We start from the raw sequence: 24239 nt of genomic DNA on the forward strand, positions 1-24239 counted from the left end.
GTTTTTCGCGGGTGTTTCACCGCTGTTGCCATCTTTGGCGCATTCGTAGCGTGCCGTTTACCCGCCGGTAATAACGTGCATCACATTGAAGCCGGGACGCGGTTAGTATCGGCGCAACAGCTCCCGGAATCCGTTGGCTGTGAAGCGGGCTATTGCTTGTGCCCGCCCGGCCAGGCCGTGTACGCCCACGGGTTCAACAGAAGCCAGGAGGCCGGCCGTATCGATCAGGCTCATAGTGAGATCCACCACCTGTTCGCCCAGGTGGAGCCGGGCGTTCCGGCTGTCTGACCACGCATCTGCTCCGGGATCGTCGTGCAGGGTCCGGATGACGGCCGCATCCCGCCACCCACCGTTCAGCCGCAAACGAAAGCGATAGGCCATGTCATCCCCCACGGTCTCCACATGACCGCCGGCAAGGAAGACGCGCCCCCACGGCGGGTAGTCAAGGTGTCCGCTGAGCTGCGCCAGTCCTTCTCCGGGCTCGGAGGGCGTCACGACGGCGGCCCGGAATGTCAGCGGTTGACCGTCCAGTTCGCCGTGCAGGACATCGATGAAACGGACACCAGGCGACGGCTCGGTCATCGCCGTGCAGAGGGGGTCTTTGGCGAGTCCGGTCGGCGACATCGTCCGCATATATGCCCTGGCGTCGCGGTACCCCATGCCGATCAGTGTGTCGGCGTCGATCCGGCCCAGGTAAAACTCCGGATCCAGCGGCAACGGGTGCTCGGGCCGGATCACATGCAGCACAAACTCGCGCCCCGCTGCGGCGGCAGCTTCGAAGTCGGCCAGGAGGGCACCCATGGCACTCATCTCGATCATGTGAACGTACTGTTCCAGCGGCCCGTCCCCCCAGTACGGCGAGTTGCCGATGCACCAGATCAACCAGATTTCCTCGGCCCCCCGCCGCAAGGCTTCGCCAATGTTGGCATCCCTGACCCATACGGCGTCCGTCCAGATTTTCCCGTCCCGGCGCAGCGGCTTGAGGAAGATGGGCAACGACATTCCGGCCGCCATCAGTTCGGCGTCAATGTGAGCGGCATCGATGGCGTGGCATTGTTTCGAAGTGAACTCCACTACGTTGAAGGAGCCTTCGACAGCGTCCGGTCCGGCCGCGCGGTCACGGATGCTTTTTGCGTTGATGCCGAGGGCCGGGAAGATCTTGCCCAGGATGCCGTCGGCGTCTCCCAGCGCGGGGAGGGACCACGGCCCTTTGACGTAATCAGCAAAGGGCAGGGCGGAGCTGAAGTCTTTGACGTCCACGCCGGACCAGCGGCGGCACATTTCCTCGGCGGGAATTCCGGAGAGCATCATTCCGGCCGTGAGGATGCCGCCGGAGGTGCCATCGATGTGCTGGAATTCCAAACCCTCCTCGGCGAGCGCCTTGACCACGCCTGCCTGCCACGCCACCCGCATCCCTCCGCCGGCAAGGACCAGGGAGCGCTTCACGGTGTTCTTCCTCCGGCCAGCCCAGGGCTGGCTGCAGCGAAGCGGATCCTGCGCCAGTAGACGAACAGGAGTCCCGCCGTCGCGAGGTCAAAGAACGCGACCCAGAGTGCAAGGGGAGAAAATACCCCGTTCAGCACCCCGATGCCCACCGCGCTGAAGGCTCCGGCCTTCTGCAGTCCTGACCAAAGGACTACGTCGGGTGAGGGGGCGCCGCTGAGGAGTGTGTGGAGGAGCAGCCCGCCCACCACCACCATGAACATGCCCACTGTCCCGAACAGTTGGCGGGTCGTAGCAGTGTCCTCGGAGCCCAGCAATTGAAGGATTGGACCGCCGAAGGGCAATTGCGTGGCGCCGGTGAGGACGGTGATGGCGGCAATGACCGCGAGAACGGCACGGAGGGGATCAGTCATGTGAAGGACTCCAGCAGCCGGCCACGGTCAACGAGCAGCCACACCATCGAGGCCCAGGTCAGGGTGGAGACGTAGAAACGGATGTCGTTGAGCATCATCCACCGTTTGAGCAGGGACCGGAGTTCGGTGTCATCTGCGAAGTCGCCGCCGCGGATCCTCACGTTGATGGGGATGATGAGGCCTTGCCCGACAACTGTCAGTGCAATGATTCCTGCCAGGCAGATGATGGCGAAGACGACGCGGATGGTTCCCCATTCGGACCACACCAGGATGCCTCCGGAGATGAACATGACAGGCACCACGACGGTAAAGAACTTCGTGGCGGCGCGGGTGGGGATGCCGAAATGCATGTCCACGTTGTCCCGTGCCAGCGAGTGCCAGGTGGGGTAGAGGAAGAACTTGAGAACCCACATGGTGCCGACATACATGGTGGCGCCGAAGAGAAAGTAGAGGGCGTTGATCAGGAGGAGCCAGTTCACGGTGTGCCGCCGGCATGAGGGTTGGAAACGGCGCCCGGTACCCTGCTGCGGTCCGGGGGCGCGAGCCATTCCTGGCTTTGGCCGAGGTCCGTGACGCTGTCCAGCATGTCGCCCCCTGGAAGGGCCGCTGCTTCCAATGGGGTGGGGGCGGTGAGGAACCAGGCTTCGTAGTGGTCGTCCAGGATGCCGTGGGCCTGGGGCAGCCAGGCTGTGAAGACGGGTTTGGTCTCCACTTGCAGTTCCTTTAAGGGTTCGACGCCGGGAACGTCGCCGAGAATGAGGCGCGCCTTGGCTTGTGCTCCCAGGGCGATGTCTCCGATGGCTTCGAAGTAGATATCGGACTTCCACAGCATGTTCCGGAAGACGCAGTAGTTGGATGCGGCGAGTTTCAGGGGCAGCGCCAGTGGACTTGGTGCGGCGGGCCGCTCTATTTCGATGTAGCAGCCCAGCTTCCCGTCTTTCTCGTAGAGCGCTGAGACGGTTGAGTCTGTGACGACGAAGTCGAGGTTGGCCTGGTGCTTGGGCATGCCCCAGATTCCCTTGCCGCCCTTGACCGAAACTTCCGTGCTGACTGGCAGGTCCACCACGAACTGGCCCAGCTTGAACGTCCTCTGGAACAGCAACGGCAGGATGGGCGGCGCCGGCCGGCTGCCATGGGTGATGGCAATGGCCAGGGAGTATTCGATGTACTTGCCGATGTCCGTGGATTTGTAGTTGACCACTGTGACTACCAGCAGCCCTTTGCCGCCCAGGCTGAAGGGGCGCATTTCAGTCCCGGGAAGAACCGCTGCGGCCGCGCGTTTGTTGATGGGAAAGGCTGCCATCAGCACTGGTGAGTCATCGGAATTGACCGGCATCACATATTTGATTCCGTCGGCGAAAGCATGCTGGCCGCGAAGGCGTTCCTGTCTGCGGGGAACCGGTGAGGGCATGAGCTTGAGCAGGGGAGTGACCAGTTGGGTGAGGGTTTTCATGTGTTCGGCTCCTTGGTTCCGTTCAGCTCCTGGAGGATGACGGGGAATGTGTCCCGCCAGGCATGGTGGCCAAAGAAGACATCAAGGTGGCCATATCCGGGGATGAGATGGAGCGAATCTTTGCCGGGACGGTGGTGCTGGAAGAAGTTGTAGGTACGTTGCTGGCTTTCGGGAAGGAAGCAGCGGTTGTCCAGACCGGCTATGAAGGCGAACCGGGCATCCGTTTGCGGGGCTTCCGCCACAAGGTTGTCGGGGAGTTCGGCGTGGTTGCCGGCAGCCACCATATGCCCGGCCTTGATGCTTCGGCCCATCTCTTCGAAGAAGGTCACGGGCACCTCTGCGAACTCGCCGCTGAGCCACTGGTGGGTGGCGTCGTCGAGGTTTTCGTGGGACCAGAGGGCCGGGCGTCCGCTGCCGTAGGTAAAGCTGACCATTTTGCAGACGGTGTTGTCGCACTCGTGGTGGGTCGCTTTGACCAGGCCGCGGATGGCCCGGGTGAAGTAGCCCTGGGATTTGTATCCCCAAGCGGGCGAGAGATACGGGGTGAAGACTTTCACCACCGGCGTGAGGTAGTCGATCTTGAGGCGGGAGAAAGGTGGCACTACCGGATGGAGCGAGACGGCATTGGAGACGATCGTGTCCACCTGGGGCAGCAGCCCGGCGACGGCGGACATGGTGAACGACGTCGAGCCTTGGCAGTGGATGACGGCCTTCATCGTTTCGGCTCCGGTCGCGTTGAGGACGTGTTCGACGGCGGCAGGGTGGTCGTACACGGCGGCGTCGGCGAGCGTCCAGGACAGGGGGTCGAGGTCGATGGAGGCCCTCCAGTTCAGCATCCACACGTCCCAGCCGTCCTCGAGGAGTACATCGACAATGGTGGTCCTGACCGGTGGCCTGAACAGTTCTGCCCTGACGCCGGATCCGTGGACCAGCAGCACCGGCCCTTTGGTGGTTTCCGCCGGCGAAGTCACGTGGACCAGGCTGAGCGGAGCGTTGTCCCGGGCACGGAACGGGATGACCTCGGTCCGGTGTCCGGCACGGGTGATGATCATGATGCGGGTCCCTCCTGTGCGATGGTGATGGGCTGTTCAAGCAGCCGGACGGCAGGAAGGCCGGCCTCGGGAAGCAGCCGCGCGCCGTCGTCGTTTCCGGTCAGCTGCCAGTCGCGGCAGATGGTGTCCACGGCCAGGGGGTAGACGGTCAATGAGCCGTCCGAGTCCAGGTGGAGGCGGAGGAAGCCTTTGTGGTCCTCGATGGATTGCCCTGACATTTTCCAGGTGGACACCTCCCCGCTTGGGGTAGCCAGGATGTACAGTGCGAAGGCTTCGCTGCCCAGCACCCACCCGCCAACGTGGACCAATGCCAGCGCCAGGAGCACCACCACCACGTCCGGCCAATTGCCGGGCCACGGAACAAGGATGACGACGCCGGCACTCACCGCGAGAGCCGCGAGTTGGAAGAGCGCTCCCCGGGCGAAGACGACAACGCCGGAACTGGCGATACGGAAGGTCCGGGCCGCCAGGGTGGTCACGCCCAGCAGCACGGGGACGACAAGGACCAGCACGGCAAGAAGGAGAACGGTGTTTCCGTGCGTGAGCCCGTGGAGCCCGTCCACGAACGATTCACCGCGGAAAGCACTGAACACCGTCCATGCCGTGAGTGCGGCAACCACATGGAGCAGGCCAATGGACAATCCGAAGCCCGGGTTGCGCACCGGTAGCCATGAAGGGGACAAGGGGTTGGCCAGGCGTGGTCCCAGGAGGTGTGAGTCGGACTGGTCAGGATAGATGGTGGAGCTTCTGGTGAAACGGCGTCCCGCTGCCGGGTGGCTCCCGGCGGCGGGCACACTGAACGGGTCTCCCGGGACGGCGTGTGCAGGCAGGAGGAGTTCGTCCGGCAGCCAGTGGGCGTCCGACAGGTACGCCCCACCCAGCCCGCACGTGATGAGCTGTGTCTTCCCTGCATCGGCGCCGGAAGTGTCCTGTTCATAGCGGGAGTAGTGGTGGAGGTCCCCGGTGAGCCAGAGCCGGACGTTGGCCCCTGTGTCCTCGAACAGCTGCGTGGCCGGATTGAAGCGGCGGCGCAGATAGTCCTGCTCAAAGAAGCTCACTTGCTGGAATTCAGTGGTTCCTTTGACCCAGAAGGGGGCGGCTACGCAGAGGATGATCGCGTCTCCAGGCTGCAGCTGGGACGTGACGCTGCGGTAGAAGTATTCCAGTTGTGGTTCGTCGATGTATTGGCCCAGTTGGCTGTCCAGGCCCAGCAGCCACCAGCCCGGAACGCCGTGATGGCCGGGCCGTGGTGGTTGTCCGGTGAGCCGCAGGCCGAAGTAGCTGCGGGTCTGGATGGTCCGCCATCCGCCGATGCTTCGTTGCCGCGTGAATACCCGGATGAAGGAGGTCAGGCCGTCGTACCAATCGTGGTTTCCGGGGAGGGCCAGCATGATCGGCGCCCGGTTCGGTGGCATGCCGGGAGATGGCGCCTGGTTTCGTGGCAACGCCATCCTGTACGGCCCGACCATCCGGTCCTTATATCCGGCCGGGGACGCCACGGGGTAGACCTCGTCGCCGCCCAGGACCAGGACGTGGCCCCTCGGGAGGACCAGACCCCCGACGCTGAGGGCATCCTGGGCCAGCAGGGAGGCAACCGTGTACGTGGCATCGAATCCGTCGCCGAGGTCCGCCGCGAAGTCGAGCCACAGTTCGGCGGGTTGATCCGGGCTGCCTGGATCCGGGCCAGCGGGATCCGGCAGGCCGCGCTCGCTGACCACCGGTTGCGCAGGCTGGCCAGCGTCGGGCAGCTTGTCCAGGCTCAGCGGATCGTCCGGGAAGCTGCCCTCCAACTCTCGTTTGTCGCCAAAATCGGCGAAGACGGTGGCGGCCATGACCTTCAGGGCGGTACGCGCCAGCGACATGGGCGAGAGCCAGCGGACCGCGGTCCGTGGAGTGAAACCCAGGACGGCGTGGTGTTGCGCGAGCTCCCGGATCTTCATTGCTTCGGCGTGAATGGAAAGGATATGCGTCGGGGTGTTCGCCCGTAAACCTGCCAGAGTTCGCCCCCGAACAGCTTCCCGAACGTCAGCAGTCCAGCGGCCGGCTCAGCGCCCTCGGCCCGGAAGGTGGTCAGTTGCCGGGCGAAGTCCAAAGGCCGGATGTAGAGGATGCCGGCGCCCACGGTGCCCTCCTGTTGCACCCTTGGGGGTTCAGCAGGGACCTCAGGTGGCGCGTCCCTTTCAGGTGGCGGGACATGGCCCCGGGCGATCGTTGCGTAGAGAGTGGTCGTGTCCGGCCAGAGATCGAATCCCGCTTCATTGTGGATGAGCTTGTGACCCGTGAACGTGAACGGCGTACCGCCGGGGTCGCGCAGCCACAACCTGTACAGCATGCGCCTGGCCGGCCCGCCGTCGTCGGAGGCGTCCGCGACGAACAGGTTGAACCATCCACGTTCCACCGGCATCCGGCCGCCGAAATAATCAGCCAGCACATACCCTTCGGCCTTGGCCGGATGCTCAGGATCCGCAGCGAACTGATCGATGTCTTCGGCAGTAATCGTGAGCTCGAACATGATCCGCCGGGACCGGTCCCTGCCCAGGCTGCGCCCCTTCTCCGGATCACTGACTCCTGGACTGAACCACCCATGCATCTGCTCGGTGAACCGAACGGAGGTCGCTTCCTTCCTTGAGCTCCCGGGCATTGCCAGGCCACGGGTGCCGGGCCCCTCCGGACGCTGCGCTGTGCCCGGGGCAACGGCGCTCGCAGGCCGTTCCGGGAGCGCGGACTTGCCCTTGGTGGCGTCGGGGGCCAAAGCGCGCGGAGCCACACTTCCGACGTCGACGACGGCGCCCGCCGCCTCCTGCTGAACGGTCACCGCATCGCTGGGGCTGATGCCCCTGTGGCGGGCTTTATCACTGGTCTCGACGATGTGGGCGCACGTGCGCTCAGCGAAGGCGGCGATGGTCAGCGAGGGGTTGGCGCCTACCGGTCCGGGCATTGCGGCGCCATCCACTACGAACAGCCCGGGGTAGCCGAAAACTTCACCGTAGGAGTCGCACACTGCCTCGCCCGGGTGCCGCCCGGCGGGGGCTCCTCCAATGGGGTGGACGGTGATGACGCGTTTGGCCCACCAGAGCGGGTTGTCGATGAAGTTGCCGTCGAGGTCCTTGGCAATATCCGACATCGTTCGGCGGACACGGTCGAAATACGCGGTGGACGTCGCCATGGTCCAGGCGATGGCGAGGCGTCCGTCGCGCAGTGTCATGACGCCGTCGGGTATGTCGCGCCCCATGCCGAGCAAGGGGACGGAACTGGATGACAGGCGCCCGTCTCCCAGCGCGGCGGCGAGGTCTGCCGAGACGTTGGAGCGGCCGGCGTCGAACAGTCGGTCCTTGAACAACTGACCCGCCACCTTCGCCGTGCGTTTTACAGCGGTCTTCAGCTGGGCCGTCTCGATGAGCCAGTTCATGAAGGCCGGGTACCCGGCGTCCTCCACGTAGTAGCCGCGGCCGTCGCCGCCGTCGTCGTTCCCATCCGGGACCCTGACCGCCGTGGTGATCACCGGCCCCTTGCTCCCGGAGAGTGCCCTGACTCCTGGCCGCGAGCCGTTGCTTGCGGGTGTCTTGGCATCCATGATGAACGTCAGGAGGTCACCGTTGCCGCTGAAGCGGGTGCCCAGGGCGTCGCTGAGCGCGGGCAGGGAGCCGTGGTTGCGAAGCAGGAGGAAGTTGGTGCCGAAGGTGCCCGCTCCCAGGATGAGCCGGCGGCAATGGATGATGCGTTCGGTGAGCAGCCCGCCCCCACTATCCGGTTCGTGGATGACGTAGCGGAGTTCGTAGCCGCCGCCGTCCCGGTCCAGGGGCCGGATGCCGCGGACGTCGTGGAAGGTACGGATATCGGCGCCTTTGAAGGCAGCCGCCGAGAGGTAGTTGTGGTCGAGGGTGTTCTTGGCGCCGGCGTTGCAGCCGATGTCGCATTCGCCGCTGAGCGTGCAGGTGGTCCGCACGGTGTTGGGGCCGTGGATGCTGCCGTAGTGGGGCAGCGGGAGCGCCTGGTTGGTCCGGGGTGCTGCTCCTGGTTCCGCGGCGAAGGTGACCGCAATGGGTGGCCGGGTGATGGACAATCCCAGGTTTGCTGCCGTCTTTTCCATGGCCACGGTCTTGGCGGTGTCCTGGTAGGGATAGGGAACGGGTTGAAGCATGGCTTCGGCGGCGTCGTAGTAGGGATCGAGGTCGGCCCGGGTAAACGGCCAATTCTCGTAGCCGCCGCCCGGGATGGGGGATTCGTTGACGAACCACTTCTCGTCCTTGCGCAAGAGCACGTTGGCGTAGATGAGGGAGCCGCCGCCGAGTCCGCTGGATACCAGCCCCTCTGTCCCGCGGAAGGTCCAGGCGTCGAAGAGGCCGTACAGCCCACGGTCTGGGTCCCAGAAGTTCTTGCCCATCTCCGACGGCGTACGGGCGAAACTTCCGGGCGGGTACGGTTTGCCGCGTTCCATGAGCACCACGGACTGTCCGGCTTCGGCGAGCCGCAGGGCTGCCACCGAGCCGCCGAACCCCGATCCGACAACCACCGCGTCCACCTTTTCGATGCGGTCCAGGCTGTGGCGTCGGGGATCATCAGCGGGTTCGGGACCCGCATCCCCACTGTTCCCGGTCCCCAGACGACCCATGGCCGTTCCTCTCAGAGGAGAGCTGACTACATGGCAGCGGCAGAGGATGCCGGGCGTGGCCGGGCGTTGCCTCCGCGGACTATGGGCCTTATGTTCCCACCGGGCAAGGGATCTGTAAATGAGGTGGAGTAATGCTGTTGGTGCACAGGGTTCAATGAATCCGCGAGTAAACCATGTCGAAGTCGTGCTCCAGTGGGCCTCCGGGATAGGTGCCGCGCTCCAGGCGGGCGGTGATGGTGTTGCCGTCCGGGCTGATGTGGCCAACAAAGCGCTGCGGCCAGTCCGGTCCGTCCCTGAAAAGCGTCCAGACATTGTCCCTGAGCGTCATGTCGTAGATGCGGGCAACGCCGCGTGAGTCGAAGTAGTGCTGTTGGAATGCCCGGTCCGAGCCCGTTGCACCGATGACGCTGACTGCGTTGGGGTATTCGGGCCTTGCCACGGTGGAACGCTGGATGAGGAAGCCGCCACCTTCCAGCCATTCAAAAGTGGTCCGTCCCTGTGTTCCGGCACTGGGGATGGTGGTCTCCCACGAACCCACGAGGATGTTCAGTTGCTCAAGCGTGGGTCCTGGTTTCCGTGCCATGGCCGCCTTCTTTCCGCGGTGCTGATTCGTGGGTGCTAAGAGGTCCAGCGTAGAACCCGCCGGGGCCGCGGCATAGGGTCAAGGGATGACGTTGGAAAAAGAAACCAAGGTTGCCGTTGTCACAGGCGTAGGCAGGCGCCGCTCCATCGGGGCAGCACTGGCCAGGGGCCTGGCAGCCGACGGCTGGTCCCTTGTCCTGAACCACTGGAAGTCCTACGACGACCGGCTTGGCCTCGAATCGTCACCTGGCGATGCCGCCGCCATAGCCGCCGGGTGCCGCGCGGAGGGTGTCGCCGTCGAACTCGTATCCGGGGACCTCAGCGACCCTGGTGTACCGGCGGCACTCGTTGCAGCGGGACGGAAACTGGGCCCCGTGACCGGGCTGGTGGTCTCGCACTGCGAATCTGTGGACAGCAGTATCCTCACTACTTCGGTGGAAAGCTGGGACCGCCATTTTGCCGTCAATGCCAGGGCCCCATGGCTGCTCATCAAGGCGTTTGCAGAGCAGCTGCCCGCCGTACCTCCCGGCGAAGTGGCCGGCAGGATCGTGGCGTTGACCAGCGACCACACCGTCCATAACCTGCCATATGGTGCGAGCAAGGGTGCCCTGGACCGGATCGTAACGGCGGCCGCCGTCGAACTCGGGGACAAAGGGGTGCGGGCCAACGTGATCAATCCCGGGCCGATTGACACCGGCTGGATGGACGACGACGTACGCGGCTGGACGACCCGGGCGACCCCGACCGGACGCCTGGGTACACCCACGGACACCGCGAACCTGGTGCGGTTCCTGTTCTCGGACGCGGGTTCCTGGATCAACGGCCAGGTCCTGCACAGCAATGGCGGATTCAACGTCTCCTGAGGCCGGCGTGCTCTGGTGGCCCCGGTGCGCCGATGGCAGGATGGGCGCATGACCCTCGTTACGTGTGACCTCACTGTGTCCCTTGATGGCTTTGTTGCCGGACCGAACCAGAGTATGGAACAACCGCTCGGCGAAGGGGGAGAGAAGCTGCACCGTTGGCAGTTCAAGGAACGGGATACCAACGCCGCCGAGGTCGCCGGGATCCTCGAAGCCGGCGCCTACATCATGGGCCGGAACATGTTCGCTGGACCGGGCGAGCACTTGTGGCCGGAGCAGTGGCGCGGCTGGTGGGGCGAAGAACCCCCGTATCACGCGCCGGTGTTCGTTCTCAGCTCGCACCCGCACAAACCCATGGTGATGGAGGGCGGCACCACTTTCCATTTCGTCAATGACGACGTCGGCTCAGTGCTCTCGCGCGCCAAGGAAGCTGCGGGCGGGAAGAACGTTGCCATCGCCGGTGGAGCCTCAACCGCCAGACAATTCCTGTCCGCTGGCCTCATTGACGAGTTGCGGCTCCATATCGCGCCGATCGTCCTGGGCGCAGGTGAGCGTTTGCTGGACGGTGTAGGCGAGCTGAAGCTTGAACCCCTTCAGGTCCGTGGTACCAGCCTGGTCTCGCATCTGCGGTACAAGGTGGGCTGAACCCGTCCCTTCTTGGATCAGCCCCGGACCAGGCCGCTGATGATCATCGCAACGCCGGCGAAGGCCGCCACAAACGCCCAGTACTGCATGGGCAGGAAGAAGAGGCTGTGCCGGTTGAAGTACCCGCGCCGGGCGGACTCGGCCTCGTATTTCAGTTGCTCATCCGCGAGGGCACGTGCCTCCTCGAAGGATTGAGGAGCGGGAAGGCCGGGGTGCTGGTAGGCGCCGACCTCTACCATTCTGGACAATTCCTGGCTTCTGGCGTTGACCGCTGCCTCGTAGCCCGCTGTGGGCCTGGTGCGGTTGAACCAGTTTCCGAGATACCAGATCCCGGCTGCACCGGCCAGGAAGCCCACACCTACTGCGATCGGATTGCCGTGCGACAAGCCGCCCGCCAAACCACCGCAAATACCGAACACGACGAGGACCAAAATTCCCCAACCACGCCAAATAATCATTTCATTAGACTAATTCATCCACGACGTGAATGTCCGCAGTTCGCTGTACACTCAGTTATCGAACATATATTCGAATAAAGGTGTGTTGTGGGCGTGATAGTCGGCCCCCGCGTGATAGATGCGGGCTTGTCCTTGATGTCGGTGCTGTTGGCTCCCGTGTCCGTGGCTGCGGGGTATCCCTCGCCGGCGCAGGACTACTTCGATGGCCGCATCGACCTGAACGAGCACCTGATCAAAGACGTCACCAGCACGTTCGTCGTCCGGGTGACCGGCCAATCGATGGAGGCCGCCGGCATCAGCGACGGAGACGAGCTGATCGTCAACCGGGCGCTGGAACCCAAGGATGGGTCCGTCGTCGTGGCTGTCCTGGATGGTGAGCTGACCATCAAACGCTTGCGCATCACCCCGACGGGCGTGGTGCTGCAGGCGGACAACCCTGCATTCCCGGACATCAGGGTGGCTGCCTTGTCGGAGTTGACTATTTGGGGCGTCGCAACCACGTGCCTGCATCACGTCTGAAGGGGCGGCGGTGCTGTTGAGTTGCGGACCACCAGCTCAGGCGTGAGCCTTTCGTCGGCGATGGGGCCCTCCGGGTTTCCGAGCCGTTCCAGCGCTATCGCGCCCGCCCTTTGGCCCAACACTGCGGCATGGAGGTCCACTGTCGTGAGGTCAATGCCGTGAAGCTTGGCGATCCGCGAATTGTCATAGCCCACCAGCGACAGGTCCTGCGGGATGGACAAGCCCAGGGAATAGGCGGCTTCGCGGGCGCCCAGGGCCAGTTGGTCGTTGTGCGTGAAAATCGCCGTCGGGCGCTCGGGTTGTTTGAGGAGGAGCATGGTGGCGCGTTCCCCGGCTTCCTGCGTGAAGTCCTCGGCCGCCAGCGTTTGGGGCTTCAGCCCGGCGTCGCGCATGGCTTGTTGGTAGCTCCGCCTGCGGACGGTGTGTCCGTCGTACACGGGACCCGCCAGATGGGCGATGCGCCGGTGCCCGAGGGTGAGGAGATGTTCAGTCGCGGCCCTGGCCCCGACGACGTCATCCGAATAGACGCTGTCCACGCCCGGTACCGGCCGTGTGACGCTGACCAGCGGCACGATCTGCGCCAGTTCCTGCACGCGTTCGTCCGGATCCAAGAGCGTGGCGGCGATGATGATTCCGGCCCGAGCCTCTATGAGCGACTCCAGCGCGCCCCGGTCAACACCATCAACCGAGCGGGATACGCTCAGGATGAGCCGGTTGCCGTCCTGCGGGAGGGCCACGCGGACGCCGCTGAGAATGTCGGCATAGACCTCGTTGCGGATATCCATCAGGTAAAGCCCGACGGCGGAGCGGTGCTTGCGTGCCAGGTCGGCGGCTACGGCGTTGGGTCGGTATCCGAGACGCCGGGCGGCTTCGAAAATGGCTTCTTTGGTTTCGGCGCTGACTCCAGGAGCGCCCCGGAAGGCGAAAGACACCAATGTTCGGGAAACGCCTACTTCCCGGGCGACATCACTTTGCGTAGCTGGGCGGAGTGGGCGGTCGGGGGCCATGTCCTCCATCTTCCCACGTCACAGAAAGGGTTAATTCGGGTGTTTGTTAGTTTGACCTTACATTTAAGCCTTTCGCGCGTTAGTCTGTACTCAGAGCGGATGAGTATGACCCGCAACACACTGACAAAGGAGTCCTGATGTCTGCAACGCAAATGCAGCGGGAAGGCGCCCAAGCGGCCGCCCTTCCTCCGCTGACCAACGGCCCGCACAGAAAGCGCCTTGGCCTCGTAGCCCTGGTTGCAACCTTCGGCGGACTGCTGTTCGGCTATGACACTGGTGTCATCAACGGTGCCCTGAGGCCCATGACGGCCGATCTCGGCCTGACGCCCCTGACGGAAGGGATCGTGACCAGCTCCCTGTTGTTCGGTGCGGCAGCCGGAGCCGTGGGAGGTGGCCGCCTGTCCGATTCGTGGGGCCGCCGCAAGTCCATCCTCCTGCTCGCGGTGCTGTTCCTGGCCGGCACCATCGCCTGCGTCTTCGCGCCCAACTTTGAAGTGATGGTGCTCGGACGCGTTGTTCTCGGCCTTGCCGTCGGCGGAGCGTCCACCGTGGTGCCTGTCTTCCTTGCCGAACTGGCGCCCTACGAGATCCGGGGCTCGCTGGCCGGCCGGAATGAGCTCATGATCGTTATCGGCCAGCTGGCGGCGTTTGTCGTCAATGCCATCATCGGTAACGTCTGGGGAGAGTTCGGGGGAGTATGGCGCCTCATGCTCGCCGTTGCCGCACTGCCTGCCATCGCGTTGTTCTTCGGCATGCTCCGGATGCCCGAATCGCCGCGCTGGCTGATATCCAAGGGCCGTTGGGAAGAAGCCCTCGTTGTCCTCAAGACGATCCGGTCAGTGGAACGCGCAGAGGCCGAAATGGCCGACGTCAAGCACCTCGCCGACGAAGGGCGGGCGTCGAAGGCGACGTCGTGGGGCGCGCTCAAAGACAAGTGGATCCTTCGCATCATCCTGGTCGGCATCGGCTTGGGTGTGGCCCAGCAGCTGACCGGCATCAACTCGATCATGTACTACGGTCAGTCGGTGCTGGTCGAGGCTGGATTCGACTCCAACGCAGCCCTCATCGCCAACATCGCTCCCGGCGTGATCGCGGTGGTCGGAGGCGTCATTGCCCTGACGTTGATGCAGCGCGTCAACCGCCGCACCACCCTGCTCCTGGGCTTCACCTTGACCACGGCATGCCACTTCCTGATCGGCATCGCCTCCGTCCTCCTTCCCGTAGGAAACGAGGCCCGTCCATTCGTGATCCTGTTCCTGGTGGTGGCGTTCGTCGGCTCGATGCAGACGTTCCTGAATATCGCCGTCTGGGTCATGCTGTCGGAGATCTTCCCGCTTCACGTCCGTGGTTTCGCCATCGGCCTGTCGGTATTCTGCCTGTGGATCGCCAACGCGCTGCTGGGCCTGTTCTTCCCGACCCTGGTGGCCGGCGTGGGGATCACCGGAACCTTTTTCCTGTTCGGCGGCGTGGGCATCGCGGCCCTCATCTTCATCTACACCCAGGTCCCTGAGACCCGTGGGCGCACCCTGGAAGCGCTTGAAGAGGACGTCACTACCGGGGCCATCTATCTGGTGCACAAGAAGGACGCCGCCGCCCGCCCGTAGCCGGGCTCATGGTGTGAATCTCATAGCGCGAAATATCCCGCTCTTCGGACTTTTCCGCAGTCCGGAGGGCGGGATGTTTCGTAACGTGCGCAATAAGGCCTGCGCAAACAGCCCCGGCTCCTCGTTGGCTCCGCTGGCCAAAGCTCCACGATGACGTCAAAAGCGTGGTTGGATGACGGTGTAAGGAAACGGTTGCCAGGCGACGATGTAACGGCGACCCGGTTGGGCGCTTCTCGAGTGGGGACGGAGGTTTCCGCGGAAACGGATTCGGCGCGATCTACCGCAGCGCGGCGGCGCCTCAAGTGGGGCATCGTGTTGGCCCTCGTCTCGGTGCTGCTGGGAGTAGCAGCCCAAGCTTCCGCAGCGTGGGTCAGTGATTCATGGCCTGAGGTTCTGGTCTACTTCGTCATGCCGGGGTGGACGCTCATTCTCTGTTGTCACCTTCTGAGCGGGGCTGCCGCCTTGGCAGCGCTGGTTCTGCTGGTACCGGCGCTGGTCGCGCGGATTCCACGCGGCCGGATCCGTCGGCTGACTGCCGTTCTTGCAGTTCTGGCCAGTGCCACGGCGGCTCTGCCGTGGTCTATATATGCTGCCGGCATGGGGCTAGCCGCCGCGGCGGCAACATACGCCCAAGTGACGGCAAGCAGCGGAGACAGTGTCGTCGTCGAACAATCAGGTTTCGATCCACAAACCTATTCCGTTTACTCACAAAAATCGTGGGGACTCTGGCAACGAACTGTCCCGTGGCTGTCCGCCACAGAGGTCTTCGACCCCAATGACTGCATACTGACGGACGGAAGCAGCGATCTCGTGCTCCACTGCGGAGCCGATGGCATCGTGGTGCCGCGCATGGGTGATTAGCCAAGCCCTTTCCTCCTGAAGCGGGCTCAATTGCTCAAAGAAGTTTCGTTGTCGGTGGGTGGCGGTACAGTTGACTTATTCGAACATATCTTCGAATCAGCGGCGTGTCCTCCTATTTTCCGAGGTCGCGCATGTTAGTGACCAATCGAGGAGGAGCATGTCCAGGCCGGCCCTTATGCACACGATGCAGGAGATCGCCCACGTGGACATCAATTGTTTCTATGCCTCAGCAGAACGGGCCTTCAATCCCGCGTTGGAGGGCAAACCCCTGATCGTGCTCTCCAACAATGACGGTTGCGCCGTGACGAGGTCGCCGGAGGCGAAGCAGCTTGGCATCGGGCTGGGCGACCCATGGTTCAAGCTGGCTCCACGGGCCAAGGAATGGGGGCTCATTGCGCTGTCCAGCAACTACGAACTATACGGAGACATTAGCTCGCGCGTCATGGAGCTATTGCGGCGCTACTCGGCGTGGCAAGAGGTCTATTCGATCGACGAAGCGTTCCTGGGCGTCAAGGGCCGGCCAGAGGAGTTGCTGCAGCTGGGGCGAACCATCAAGGATGCTTGCCGCAGGAACGTTGGAGTTCCGGTGTGCGTCGGAATCGCCCGCACCAAAACGCTTGCCAAGCTGGCCAACAAATGGGCCAAACACAATCCGGCTTTCAACGGCGTGTGCCGTTGGGATTCGGTTCCTGAAGCCCGGCGCGAAGCGCTCATGGCCCGGCTGTCCGTCATCGAGATCTGGGGCGTGGCTACCAGGCTCACCAAGCGGCTGAATGCGATGGGCATCTTTTCAATCCTGGACCTGGTTCGGGCAGATCCCGTGGCCCTCCGGGACAAGTTCTCCATCGTCATGATGCGCACCGTCCTGGAACTGCAGGGAACGCCGTGCATCCCCATGGAAGAGGAAAGGATCGGACGGGACCAGCTGATCTTCTCGCGTTCGTTCTCGACGCCGATTACGACGGCGGCCCAGCTGCGGCAGGTGCTCAGCGTCTACGGGCAGATGGCCAGCGCCAGGCTGGCCAAGCACGACCTCCAAGCCAAGCTGCTGACGGCGTTCGCAGCAACGTCGGTGTACAACCCGAACGACAAATCGTTTCCTGCTGTGAACGTCAAGCTGCCCATGCCCACCGCCGATCCCGTGCTGCTCACCAAGGCTGCGCACGCCCTGGTCCCCAAAATCCAGGAGGGCGTCAGGTACGCCAAGGCCGGAATCATGGTCACCGACCTCCGTCCCAGCGGCAACCAGAAGCCCTTGGAGATCTTCGAGAACCGCCACGAGGAACGGGGTATCGGAAGCTTGCTGGAGGAGGTCAGCAAACGCTATGGCCGCGGCTCCATCGGATTGGGGCATGCCGGCATCAAGGGCGGCCCGGACTGGTCAATGAAGAGGGATATGCTCAGCCCCCGCTACACCACCAACTGGGATGAACTGCCCTTGGTGAAAGCGGCGTAGCAGGGCCGCAACCCTAGGCCCGCAGCCGATATCCGCGTTTGACCACTGTTTCCACGAGCTTGCCGTCCGGGAGCGCGGACCGAAGCCGGCTGACCGTCATGTCCAAGGCGTGCACGGAACCGCGCAGATCCAACAGGTCAGAGAGCGCCTCACGCGACAAGACCGCGCCGCCCGCGCCGAGCAACGCCCGCAACAGCAGGAGGGGAGCGGGGGCCAGCTCCACCACTTCGCCGTTGATCCGCAGGCACCGTCCGCGCAGCTCGATGGTGGCACTCTTCGTCTCCAGGCGGCGGACATGGTTCAAGGACAAGTGCTCGGTCACAAGCCGAATAAGCGCACCCATGCGGTAACGGTCGGGGATCAGGGGCGTCAGCCCGGCGTCGACCAGGGGCTGGGCAGTCACCGGCCCGACCGCGGCGACCGTCACCGGGCCCTTGAGCGCTTCAATGAGCTGTCGGTAGAGGCCCATCTCATGCGCCGTGCTCCACATGGCGTCCACTGCCGGGGCGCTGGTGAAGGTCAGGACGTCCAGGTTCCCATTGACCACGGCCTCGATCAGGCGCGGCAACTTGTCCTCACCATCGGGCTTCACCCACCGGTAGGGAGTTACCGTCAGCACGGTCGCGCCGGACATGCGGAGCCGCTCGAGCTGGCGAACGTCCGTGTACCCGTGCAACTGCACAGCCACGGTCTTGCCGCGAACTCCCTCCACCAGCAGCATGTCCACCAAGGTTGCGGTGGTTTCGTCGCTGCTGATTCCGACGTCGGCAAGCCCGGCCGCGCGGACTGCACCGCGGGCCTTGGGCCCCCTGACGAACATGCGGCAGGCGGACAAGGTCTCCAGGAGCTGCTCGCCGATGCCAAAAGAATCGGCCGCCTCGCACCAGCGGCGCATGCCGTAGGCGGTGGTGGCGATGCAAATATCCGGCTTCGCTTCGATGATGGTCCGGGTGTCCTCTACGAGGATCATGTCCTCCTGGACCGGGGCGATCTTCAGGGCAGGGGCGTGCAGGACACTGGCGCCGCGCCTCTCCAGGGCCTCGATGAGGTCACGGGAACGGCGGTGCGAGGTGACGCCGATGCGGAATCCGTCCAAGGGCGCCTCGGGCGCCTCGGAAGTGTCCGGAGCGGCATTGGGGTCCAGGCTTTCGATGGCACGTGCAACAGTCATGTGTTCTTACCTTCAGGCTTCAAGAAGCGAAGCCGCGAGTCGGCTCAGTTCAGCGGATGCTTCGGCGTGATTCCGGTTGGCCTCGGCCACCCGGACCACCTCGCCGATCACCAGCACGGCAGGGTTGCTGCAGCCGGTCGCTGCTGTTTCGATACTACCGAGGTCGGCAATTGTGGTGCGTTGGCCCGGCCGATACCCACGTTCCACCACAGCCATCGGCATTTCACGATCCATCCCTGCCCGACGCAGTCCGGCGGCCAACTGGGGGAGAGTACCGATGCCCATGAGGACAATGATCGTCCCGCCGAGTCCGGCAAGGTGGGTGTGCTCCTTTTCCGTCAGGGGCGCGTGCCCTGACACTACCGTGAACATGTGGCTCACTTCGCGGTGCGTCACCGGGATGCCCGCGGCAGCAGGCACGGAGATGGCGCTGGTGACGCCGGAAATCACCCGGACCGGAACACCGGCCGCAACACAAGCGGCTACCTCTTCCGCGCCCCGACCGAAGACGTAGGGGTCACCGCCCTTGAGCCTGACCACGTTCTTGCCCAGCAGCGCCGCTTCCACCATGAGCTTCTCAATGTCGCGCTGCGTCACCTTGTGTAGGCCGGGCTGCTTTCCCACATCCACGAGGTCCGCGGAGGTCAGGCCCGCCAGCTCCTGGTAGGGGGCCAGACGGTCGAAGAAGACGACGTCGGCATCCCGCAAAGCATCGACAGCGCCCACGGTAAGCAGCTCAAGGCTTCCGGGACCTCCGCCCACCAATGTCACGTGGCCTTCGGCGCCCGGCTGCGGCTCGAACGCAACAGGGATGCCGGCCTCACGGCACCGGTCCACCAGCGCACCCCAGCCGTCGTCGCCGTCGTCCACTACCGCCACCAGGAACGGACGCTCGGGGAGCTGGCCGTCGGCCGGTGCGCCGTCGGGCGTGCTCAGCCGGTAGACGTTGGCTCCGGCGCTCCGATAGCGGCGGACGGCCTGGCGGACGGTTTTGTCGGATCCTGCGACCAGGACATCACGGTCGGTCAGGTCAATGGTGAGCTGCATGGGGACCCCTTGTTATTCGCTGCGGACCGGGATGGTGGAGGCGATGAGCACGCCGCCCTTTTCTTCGTTCGTGGCAGGGCGGATCTGGCCGCGCTCCGGAACGAAGGAGATGGACTCGTCCTTTTGGTTGGGGGCGTTGACGAAGGAACGGAAACGGCGGAGGCGCTCCGGATCCTTCAACGTCTCGGCCCACTCGTCCTCGTAGGTGTCGATGTGCTTGGCCATGGCGGCCTCGAGCTCAGCGGCAATGCCCAGGGAGTCGTGGACCACCACGTCCTCGACGTGCTTGATGTCGCCGTCGAGTTCTTCCTGCCAGCGGGCAGTGCGCTGCAGGCGGTCGGCCGTCCGGATGTAGTACATCAGGTAACGGTCGATGTACTTCAGCAGCGTTTCGTCGTCCAGGTCCTTGGCAAGCAGTTTGGCGTGCGCCGGAGTGGCACCGCCGTTGCCGCCAACGTAAAGGTTCCAGCCGTCCGCGGTGGCGATCACGCCGACGTCCTTGCCCCGGGCTTCGGCGCACTCGCGGGCGCAACCGGAAACACCCATCTTGAGCTTGTGCGGGCTGCGCAGGCCCCGGTAGCGCAGTTCCAGTGCGATGGCCATGGCCACGGAATCCTGGACACCGAAGCGGCACCACGTGGATCCAACACAGGACTTCACCGTGCGCAGGCTCTTGCCGTAAGCCTGGCCGGATTCGAAGCCGGCGTCCACCAGTTCCTTCCAGATATCCGGCAGTTGCTCAAGGCGGGCACCGAACATATCGATGCGCTGGCCGCCGGTGATCTTGGTGTACAGGTTGTACTTCTCAGCCACCGCAGCGATGACACCTAGCCCCTTGGGCGTAATCTCGCCGCCGGCGATGCGGGGAACCACGGAGTAGGTGCCGTCCTTCTGCATGTTCGCAAGGGCGCGGTCGTTGGTGTCCTGCAGGGAACCACGCCCGGCGTCCAGGACGTAGGCGGAGTGCTGGCTGGCCAGGATGGAAGCGATGGTCGGCTTGCAGATGTCGCAACCGGCACCAGTGCCGTACTTGGCCATGATGTCTTCGAAGGACGTGAGCTCCAGGACACGGATGGCATCGAAGAGTTCCTGACGGGAAAGGCTGATGTGCTCGCAGAGGGCCTTGGAGACCTCGATGCCGGACTTGGTGAGTTCGCCTTCCAGGAGCTTCTTCAGCATCGGAACGCAGGAACCGCACTGGGTTCCGGCACGGGTGCAGCCCTTGAGTTCGCTGAGTTCCTGCACCGGGGCGTTGCCTTCACAGGCGCCGCAGCCGTTGATGGTGTCACGGATGGTTCCGGCGGCCACGTTGTTGCACGAGCACAGGATCGCGTCATCGGGAAGTTCGGTCTCCGGAGCCTCGCCACCACCGGCGGCGCTCAGGTAGGCACCCGGTTCGGCGGACAGCTCGCGGCCCAGGAGCGGGCGAAGGCTCATGTAGGGCGAAGCGTCGCCCACGAAGATGCCACCCAGGAGGGTCTTTGCGTCGTCGGTAGTAACGATCTTCTGGTAAACGCCGCGGGCGGGGTCGGCGTAGACGATTTCAAGTGCGTGTTCGGTCCTGGCGAAGGCATCGCCGAAGCTGGCAACGTCCACACCGGACAACTTCAGCTTGGTGGCAGTGTCAAAACCGGGGAATGTCGCCTCACCGCCGTGCAGCCGGTCCGCCACGATCTCGGCCATGGTGTTGGCGGGAGCCACGAGGCCCAGGCACATGCCCTCGAAGTTGGCCACTTCGCCGATGGCCCAGATGCCCTCCACTTCGGTGGCGCAGAAATCGTTGATGACCACGCCGCCGCGCTGGCCCAGGCTGAACAGCTGCTCTTCGCCTTCGGCTGCGCGGAACAGTTCGTCGCGGGGCCTGACACCGATGGCCACAATCACGAGGTCGGCGTCGATGGTGCGTCCGTCAGCCATCAGGACTCCGGTGACCTGGCCGTCGTCGTCCGTTTTCACTTCGGAGGGGAAGACACCGCCGTGCACTTCGAACCCCTTGGCCGCGATCAAGCGGCCCAAAGCCTGGCCGGCGCCTTCGTCCAATTGGGTGTTCATCAGCCACGGCGAGCCGTTGATGACCACAGGCGTCGCCCCGAGTTGCTCCGTGCCGGCAGCCGATTCGAGTCCCAGGAGGCCGCCGCCGATGGTTACCGCGTTGACCTTCCGGCCGAGTTTCGCGGTCAATTCCTCGATGGCCTTGTTGATGGACCAAACGTCCTCAAGCGTGCGGTAAACGTGGGTGTGCTCGGACCCGGGAATGGGGAGCCGGGCGGCATCGGAACCCGTAGCGACCACCAAATGGTCATATCCGTAAACGTTGCCCGCCGCGGTCACCACGTTCCGGGCAACGGGATCAATCCTGACCGCGCGCTCGCCGGTCTTCAACTCCACCGCCTGGTGGTCCCACATGGAGGCGTCGCCCAAGGTGAGGTCGACGTCGGTTTCGGTGAGGGCCTTGCTCAATGCAACGCGGTCGTAGGGGAGGTGTGCCTCCTCGGTCAGTACCGTGAGCTGCCAGCCTTCAAGACCGCGATTGACCATGGCGTCGGTGAAACGGTGGGCAGCAGGTCCGCCGCCGATAACGACGACGCGGCGTGGAGTCACTGTGCTTGAAGTGTGTCCGGTCACTGGTGGGCCTTTCGCAGATGTTGCAGACGGATCTCCGCAACTTGTGATCCCAGCCTAGGGACGGGCAGTTTCGCTTCAGTTTCCCTTTTGTTTCGTGGTCTTAACTTCTGCATCACGAACGCGTTTCAGCTCGTGTGAGGTGTCTTTTACCCGCCGGACACAAACGAGCACCCCGGCTGAAACACCCCGGTCCTAGCGTGGAGGAGTGGCCGCAAGCGTGGCCCGGTCCGGGGAGTGATGACCGAATATGCCAGCACCCGGACACAGTGAGAGGGGCTGAAATGACCGTAATTCTGGACCGTGCCGAGACTCTTGACAGTGCCGGAGGCCCGGCCGCAGCCGCCACCTGGCACCGTGTGTGCCCGCTGGACGAGCTTGAGCCCGCCTGGGGAGAAGCAGCACTGATCGAAGGCCGGCAGGTTGCCCTGTTCCGCACCGGGCCTTCGGAAGTCTTCGCCGTAGCCCAGCAGGACCCGGCGACACTCGCCAACGTCATGGCGCGCGGCATCATCGGGTCCCGCGGAAGCCGGCCCACCATCGCCTCGCCGCTTCACAAAGAGGTTTACGACCTTGAAACGGGGGAGTGCTTCACCAATCCCGAGCTCCGCCTTGACGCGTTCACTACACGCTTGGTGGACGGCTTCGTTGAGGTCGGGCTCTAGGAAGTTACTGTCCCAGTGCTTCGCGGACATCCCTGAGGACATCGTCCAGGGCGGTCCGCGCGGCTTGGCGTGCTTCCGCGAGTTCCGCCGCGGATTCCACGGGGCGGATCACTTCGAGGTAGCACTTGAGCTTCGGTTCGGTGCCGCTGGGCCGGATGATGACACGGCTCTGGTCGCGAGTGATGTACAGCAGCCCATCCGTCGGAGGAAGGTTGTCGCTGCCTTCGGCCAGGTCAACGGAAACCTCCACCGTGGACCCTCCGAACGCTTCCGGCGGGTTGACCCGGAGCCGGTTCATCATGGCGTCGAGAAGTCCCAGGTCAGCAACCCGGATGCTCAATTGATCGCTCGCGTGAAGGCCGTGCACGAGGTACAGGTCATCCAGGGTGTCGAAGATCGTTCTGCCTTCAGCTTTGGCGGCTGCCGCCAGCTCGGCGATCAGCACAGCGGCTGAAATGCCGTCCTTGTCCCTGACCAGCTCCGGTGCCACACAGTAGCCCAGGGCTTCCTCGTAACCGTAGGTGAGGCCCGGCACACGGGAAATCCACTTGAAACCCGTCAGTGTTTCTTCGTGGGCGTAGCCTGCGGCGGCTGCAATCCGCGAGAGCAGCCGTGAAGAAACGATCGAGTTGGCGAATACGCCGGCGTGCGGCTCGTCGGGTGCGGCAGCGGCCAAACGCGCCACAATGTGCGCTCCCAGGAGGGCTCCGACTTCATCGCCACGCAGCATGCGCCAGGCATTGGTCGCGGGGTCCAAGGCAGCGACGGCGGCGCGGTCGGCGTCGGGATCATTGGCCAGCACGATGTCGGCGCCGGCCGCAGCCGCCGCAGCGAGCGCCAGGTCCAACGCCCCGGGTTCTTCCGGGTTCGGAAAAGCGACGGTGGGGAAGTCGGGGTCCGGTTCGGCCTGCTCGGCCACCAGGGTGACGTCGCTGAACCCTGCCGCATTCAGGACGGAGACGGCCGTCCCGCCGCCCACCCCGTGCATCGGAGTCAGGACAATCTTCAGCTCCCGCGCCGGGAAGTGTTCACGGTCGACCAGCCCGGCCATTGCGGATTCGTAGTCCGAGGCGATGGACGTCGGCAGTACTGACCAGCCGGAATCGGCCAACTCGATGGACTCCAAGGCACCGACGGCCTCGATCTTCGCCGCAATTTTGGCGTCGTACGGTGCGACGATCTGGGCGCCTCGGCCGCTCTCGGACACCGCATGGCGGCCCAAGTAGACCTTGTAGCCGTTGTCCTGCGGCGGGTTGTGGCTGGCAGTGACCATCACGCCGCCGTCGCAGTCGAGGTTCCTGACCGCGTAGGCGAGCAACGGCGTCGGAAGCGCGGCCGGCATAAGGAACGTTTCGATTCCCGCGGCAGTGAATATGGCGGCCGTTTCTTCCGCGAAGATGTCCGAGTTGTGGCGGGCGTCGAAACCGACGACGGCGCGTGGCCGGGTTCCCGGGGCCGCCGCGGCGACGGTTTCGGTGAGGAAGGCCGCCAGGCCCGCTGCTGCCCGGCGGACGACCACGCGGTTCATGCGGTTCGGACCTGGACCGAGGGCTGCGCGGAGGCCTGCCGTGCCGAACTGGAGGGTGCCGTTGAAGCTGTCGCCCAGTTCCTGTGCAGCTCCCGCATCGCCCGCGCCGGCGAGGTCGGCGAGCTCCAGGAGCGCCGCCGTCGTCGTCGGGTCCGGGTCTTGGGAAGCCCAGTGGCGGGCGTCGGTGATCAGCTGTTCAAATGCGGCATCGCTGGATGTCATAGGGTCAAAACTATCCTCA

The 24239-nt window shown here is 64.3% G+C and carries 21 protein-coding genes; 7 read left to right on the forward strand and 14 right to left on the reverse strand.

Annotation, left to right across the window (positions count from 1 at the left end):
- Positions 1–102: 102 nt before the first annotated feature.
- The 8 genes from JMY29_RS06465 to JMY29_RS06500 form a co-directional block, all read right to left on the reverse strand.
- Positions 103–1446 (reverse strand): patatin-like phospholipase family protein, encoded by a 1344-nt coding sequence (locus JMY29_RS06465; RefSeq protein ID WP_189075876.1) that lies wholly within the window; start codon positions 1444–1446, stop codon positions 103–105.
- Complete coding sequence (locus tag JMY29_RS06470) at positions 1443–1856, reverse strand: hypothetical protein (protein ID WP_189075875.1); 414 nt, start codon at positions 1854–1856, stop codon at positions 1443–1445. The genes JMY29_RS06465 and JMY29_RS06470 overlap by 4 nt, the downstream gene beginning before the upstream one ends.
- Positions 1853–2335 carry a hypothetical protein gene (locus JMY29_RS06475; protein WP_018777362.1) on the reverse strand — a complete coding sequence of 161 codons (483 nt, stop codon included), beginning with the start codon at positions 2333–2335 and terminating at the stop codon, positions 1853–1855. The genes JMY29_RS06470 and JMY29_RS06475 overlap by 4 nt, the downstream gene beginning before the upstream one ends.
- Positions 2332–3309 (reverse strand): acetoacetate decarboxylase family protein, encoded by a 978-nt coding sequence (locus JMY29_RS06480; RefSeq protein ID WP_189075874.1) that lies wholly within the window; start codon positions 3307–3309, stop codon positions 2332–2334. Before JMY29_RS06480 ends, JMY29_RS06475 begins: the two co-directional genes overlap by 4 nt.
- Positions 3306–4361, reverse strand: coding sequence for an alpha/beta fold hydrolase (locus JMY29_RS06485; RefSeq protein ID WP_189075873.1), 1056 nt, complete (start codon positions 4359–4361; stop codon positions 3306–3308). Before JMY29_RS06485 ends, JMY29_RS06480 begins: the two co-directional genes overlap by 4 nt.
- A complete protein-coding gene (locus tag JMY29_RS06490) occupies positions 4358–6301 on the reverse strand; it encodes a hypothetical protein (protein WP_189075872.1) in 1944 nt (647 codons plus the stop codon). Before JMY29_RS06490 ends, JMY29_RS06485 begins: the two co-directional genes overlap by 4 nt.
- On the reverse strand, positions 6298–8973 hold the full coding sequence (locus JMY29_RS06495; protein WP_209783724.1) for a GMC oxidoreductase: 2676 nt from the start codon (positions 8971–8973) through the stop codon (positions 6298–6300). The genes JMY29_RS06490 and JMY29_RS06495 overlap by 4 nt, the downstream gene beginning before the upstream one ends.
- A gap of 151 nt (positions 8974–9124) precedes the next feature.
- Entirely contained in the window at positions 9125–9556 is a 432-nt protein-coding gene (locus JMY29_RS06500) for a hypothetical protein (protein WP_039240369.1), read from the reverse strand.
- Positions 9557–9641: 85 nt separating this feature from the next.
- Between JMY29_RS06500 and JMY29_RS06505 the strand changes: the two genes are divergently transcribed.
- Both JMY29_RS06505 and JMY29_RS06510 read left to right on the forward strand, forming a co-directional pair.
- Entirely contained in the window at positions 9642–10418 is a 777-nt protein-coding gene (locus JMY29_RS06505; RefSeq protein ID WP_189075871.1) for an SDR family oxidoreductase, read from the forward strand.
- A 48-nt stretch (positions 10419–10466) separates the two neighbouring features.
- Positions 10467–11060 carry a dihydrofolate reductase family protein gene (locus JMY29_RS06510; protein WP_189075870.1) on the forward strand — a complete coding sequence of 198 codons (594 nt, stop codon included), beginning with the start codon at positions 10467–10469 and terminating at the stop codon, positions 11058–11060.
- A gap of 17 nt (positions 11061–11077) precedes the next feature.
- Here JMY29_RS06510 and JMY29_RS06515 read toward each other — a convergent pair whose 3' ends face one another.
- On the reverse strand, positions 11078–11518 hold the full coding sequence (locus JMY29_RS06515) for a hypothetical protein (RefSeq protein WP_039240372.1): 441 nt from the start codon (positions 11516–11518) through the stop codon (positions 11078–11080).
- Positions 11519–11605: 87 nt separating this feature from the next.
- Between JMY29_RS06515 and JMY29_RS06520 the strand changes: the two genes are divergently transcribed.
- A complete protein-coding gene (locus tag JMY29_RS06520) occupies positions 11606–12037 on the forward strand; it encodes a LexA family protein (RefSeq protein WP_018777371.1) in 432 nt (143 codons plus the stop codon).
- Here JMY29_RS06520 and JMY29_RS06525 read toward each other — a convergent pair.
- Positions 12028–13044 (reverse strand): LacI family DNA-binding transcriptional regulator, encoded by a 1017-nt coding sequence (locus JMY29_RS06525; protein WP_018777372.1) that lies wholly within the window; start codon positions 13042–13044, stop codon positions 12028–12030. The two genes, JMY29_RS06520 and JMY29_RS06525, sit on opposite strands and share 10 nt — an antisense overlap.
- A gap of 137 nt (positions 13045–13181) precedes the next feature.
- Between JMY29_RS06525 and JMY29_RS06530 the strand changes: the two genes are divergently transcribed.
- From JMY29_RS06530 to JMY29_RS06540, 3 genes are all read left to right on the forward strand, one after another.
- Positions 13182–14648, forward strand: a complete 1467-nt coding sequence (locus JMY29_RS06530) for a sugar porter family MFS transporter (RefSeq protein WP_189075869.1) — start codon at positions 13182–13184, stop codon at positions 14646–14648.
- Between the two features lie 192 nt (positions 14649–14840).
- Entirely contained in the window at positions 14841–15509 is a 669-nt protein-coding gene (locus JMY29_RS06535) for a hypothetical protein (protein ID WP_189075868.1), read from the forward strand.
- A 157-nt stretch (positions 15510–15666) separates the two neighbouring features.
- Positions 15667–16965, forward strand: a complete 1299-nt coding sequence (locus tag JMY29_RS06540) for a Y-family DNA polymerase (RefSeq protein ID WP_020608514.1) — start codon at positions 15667–15669, stop codon at positions 16963–16965.
- Between the two features lie 13 nt (positions 16966–16978).
- On the opposite strand, the gene JMY29_RS06545 is transcribed toward JMY29_RS06540, so the two are convergent.
- The 3 genes from JMY29_RS06545 to nirB are packed head-to-tail and all read right to left on the reverse strand — an operon-like array spanning position 16979 to position 21808.
- The gene (locus tag JMY29_RS06545; protein WP_055974960.1) at positions 16979–18136 is read right to left on the reverse strand and encodes a uroporphyrinogen-III synthase; all 1158 of its coding nucleotides are present in this window, start codon (positions 18134–18136) and stop codon (positions 16979–16981) included.
- A gap of 12 nt (positions 18137–18148) precedes the next feature.
- Positions 18149–19183, reverse strand: a complete 1035-nt coding sequence (cobA, locus tag JMY29_RS06550; protein ID WP_189075867.1) for a uroporphyrinogen-III C-methyltransferase — start codon at positions 19181–19183, stop codon at positions 18149–18151.
- Positions 19184–19195: 12 nt separating this feature from the next.
- On the reverse strand, positions 19196–21808 hold the full coding sequence (gene nirB / locus JMY29_RS06555) for a nitrite reductase large subunit NirB (protein WP_055974963.1): 2613 nt from the start codon (positions 21806–21808) through the stop codon (positions 19196–19198).
- Between the two features lie 281 nt (positions 21809–22089).
- Here nirB and nirD point away from each other — a divergent pair, with 281 nt between their 5' ends.
- The gene (gene nirD, locus JMY29_RS06560) at positions 22090–22470 is read left to right on the forward strand and encodes a nitrite reductase small subunit NirD (protein WP_189075866.1); all 381 of its coding nucleotides are present in this window, start codon (positions 22090–22092) and stop codon (positions 22468–22470) included.
- Positions 22471–22474: 4 nt separating this feature from the next.
- Here the strand turns inward: nirD and JMY29_RS06565 are convergent, their stop codons facing one another.
- Positions 22475–24220 carry a phospho-sugar mutase gene (locus tag JMY29_RS06565; protein ID WP_079581057.1) on the reverse strand — a complete coding sequence of 582 codons (1746 nt, stop codon included), beginning with the start codon at positions 24218–24220 and terminating at the stop codon, positions 22475–22477.
- Positions 24221–24239: the final 19 nt, after the last annotated feature.

Source organism: Paenarthrobacter nicotinovorans (assembly GCF_021919345.1).
In the GTDB taxonomy this organism is placed as follows: Bacteria; Actinomycetota; Actinomycetes; order Actinomycetales; family Micrococcaceae; genus Arthrobacter; species Arthrobacter nicotinovorans.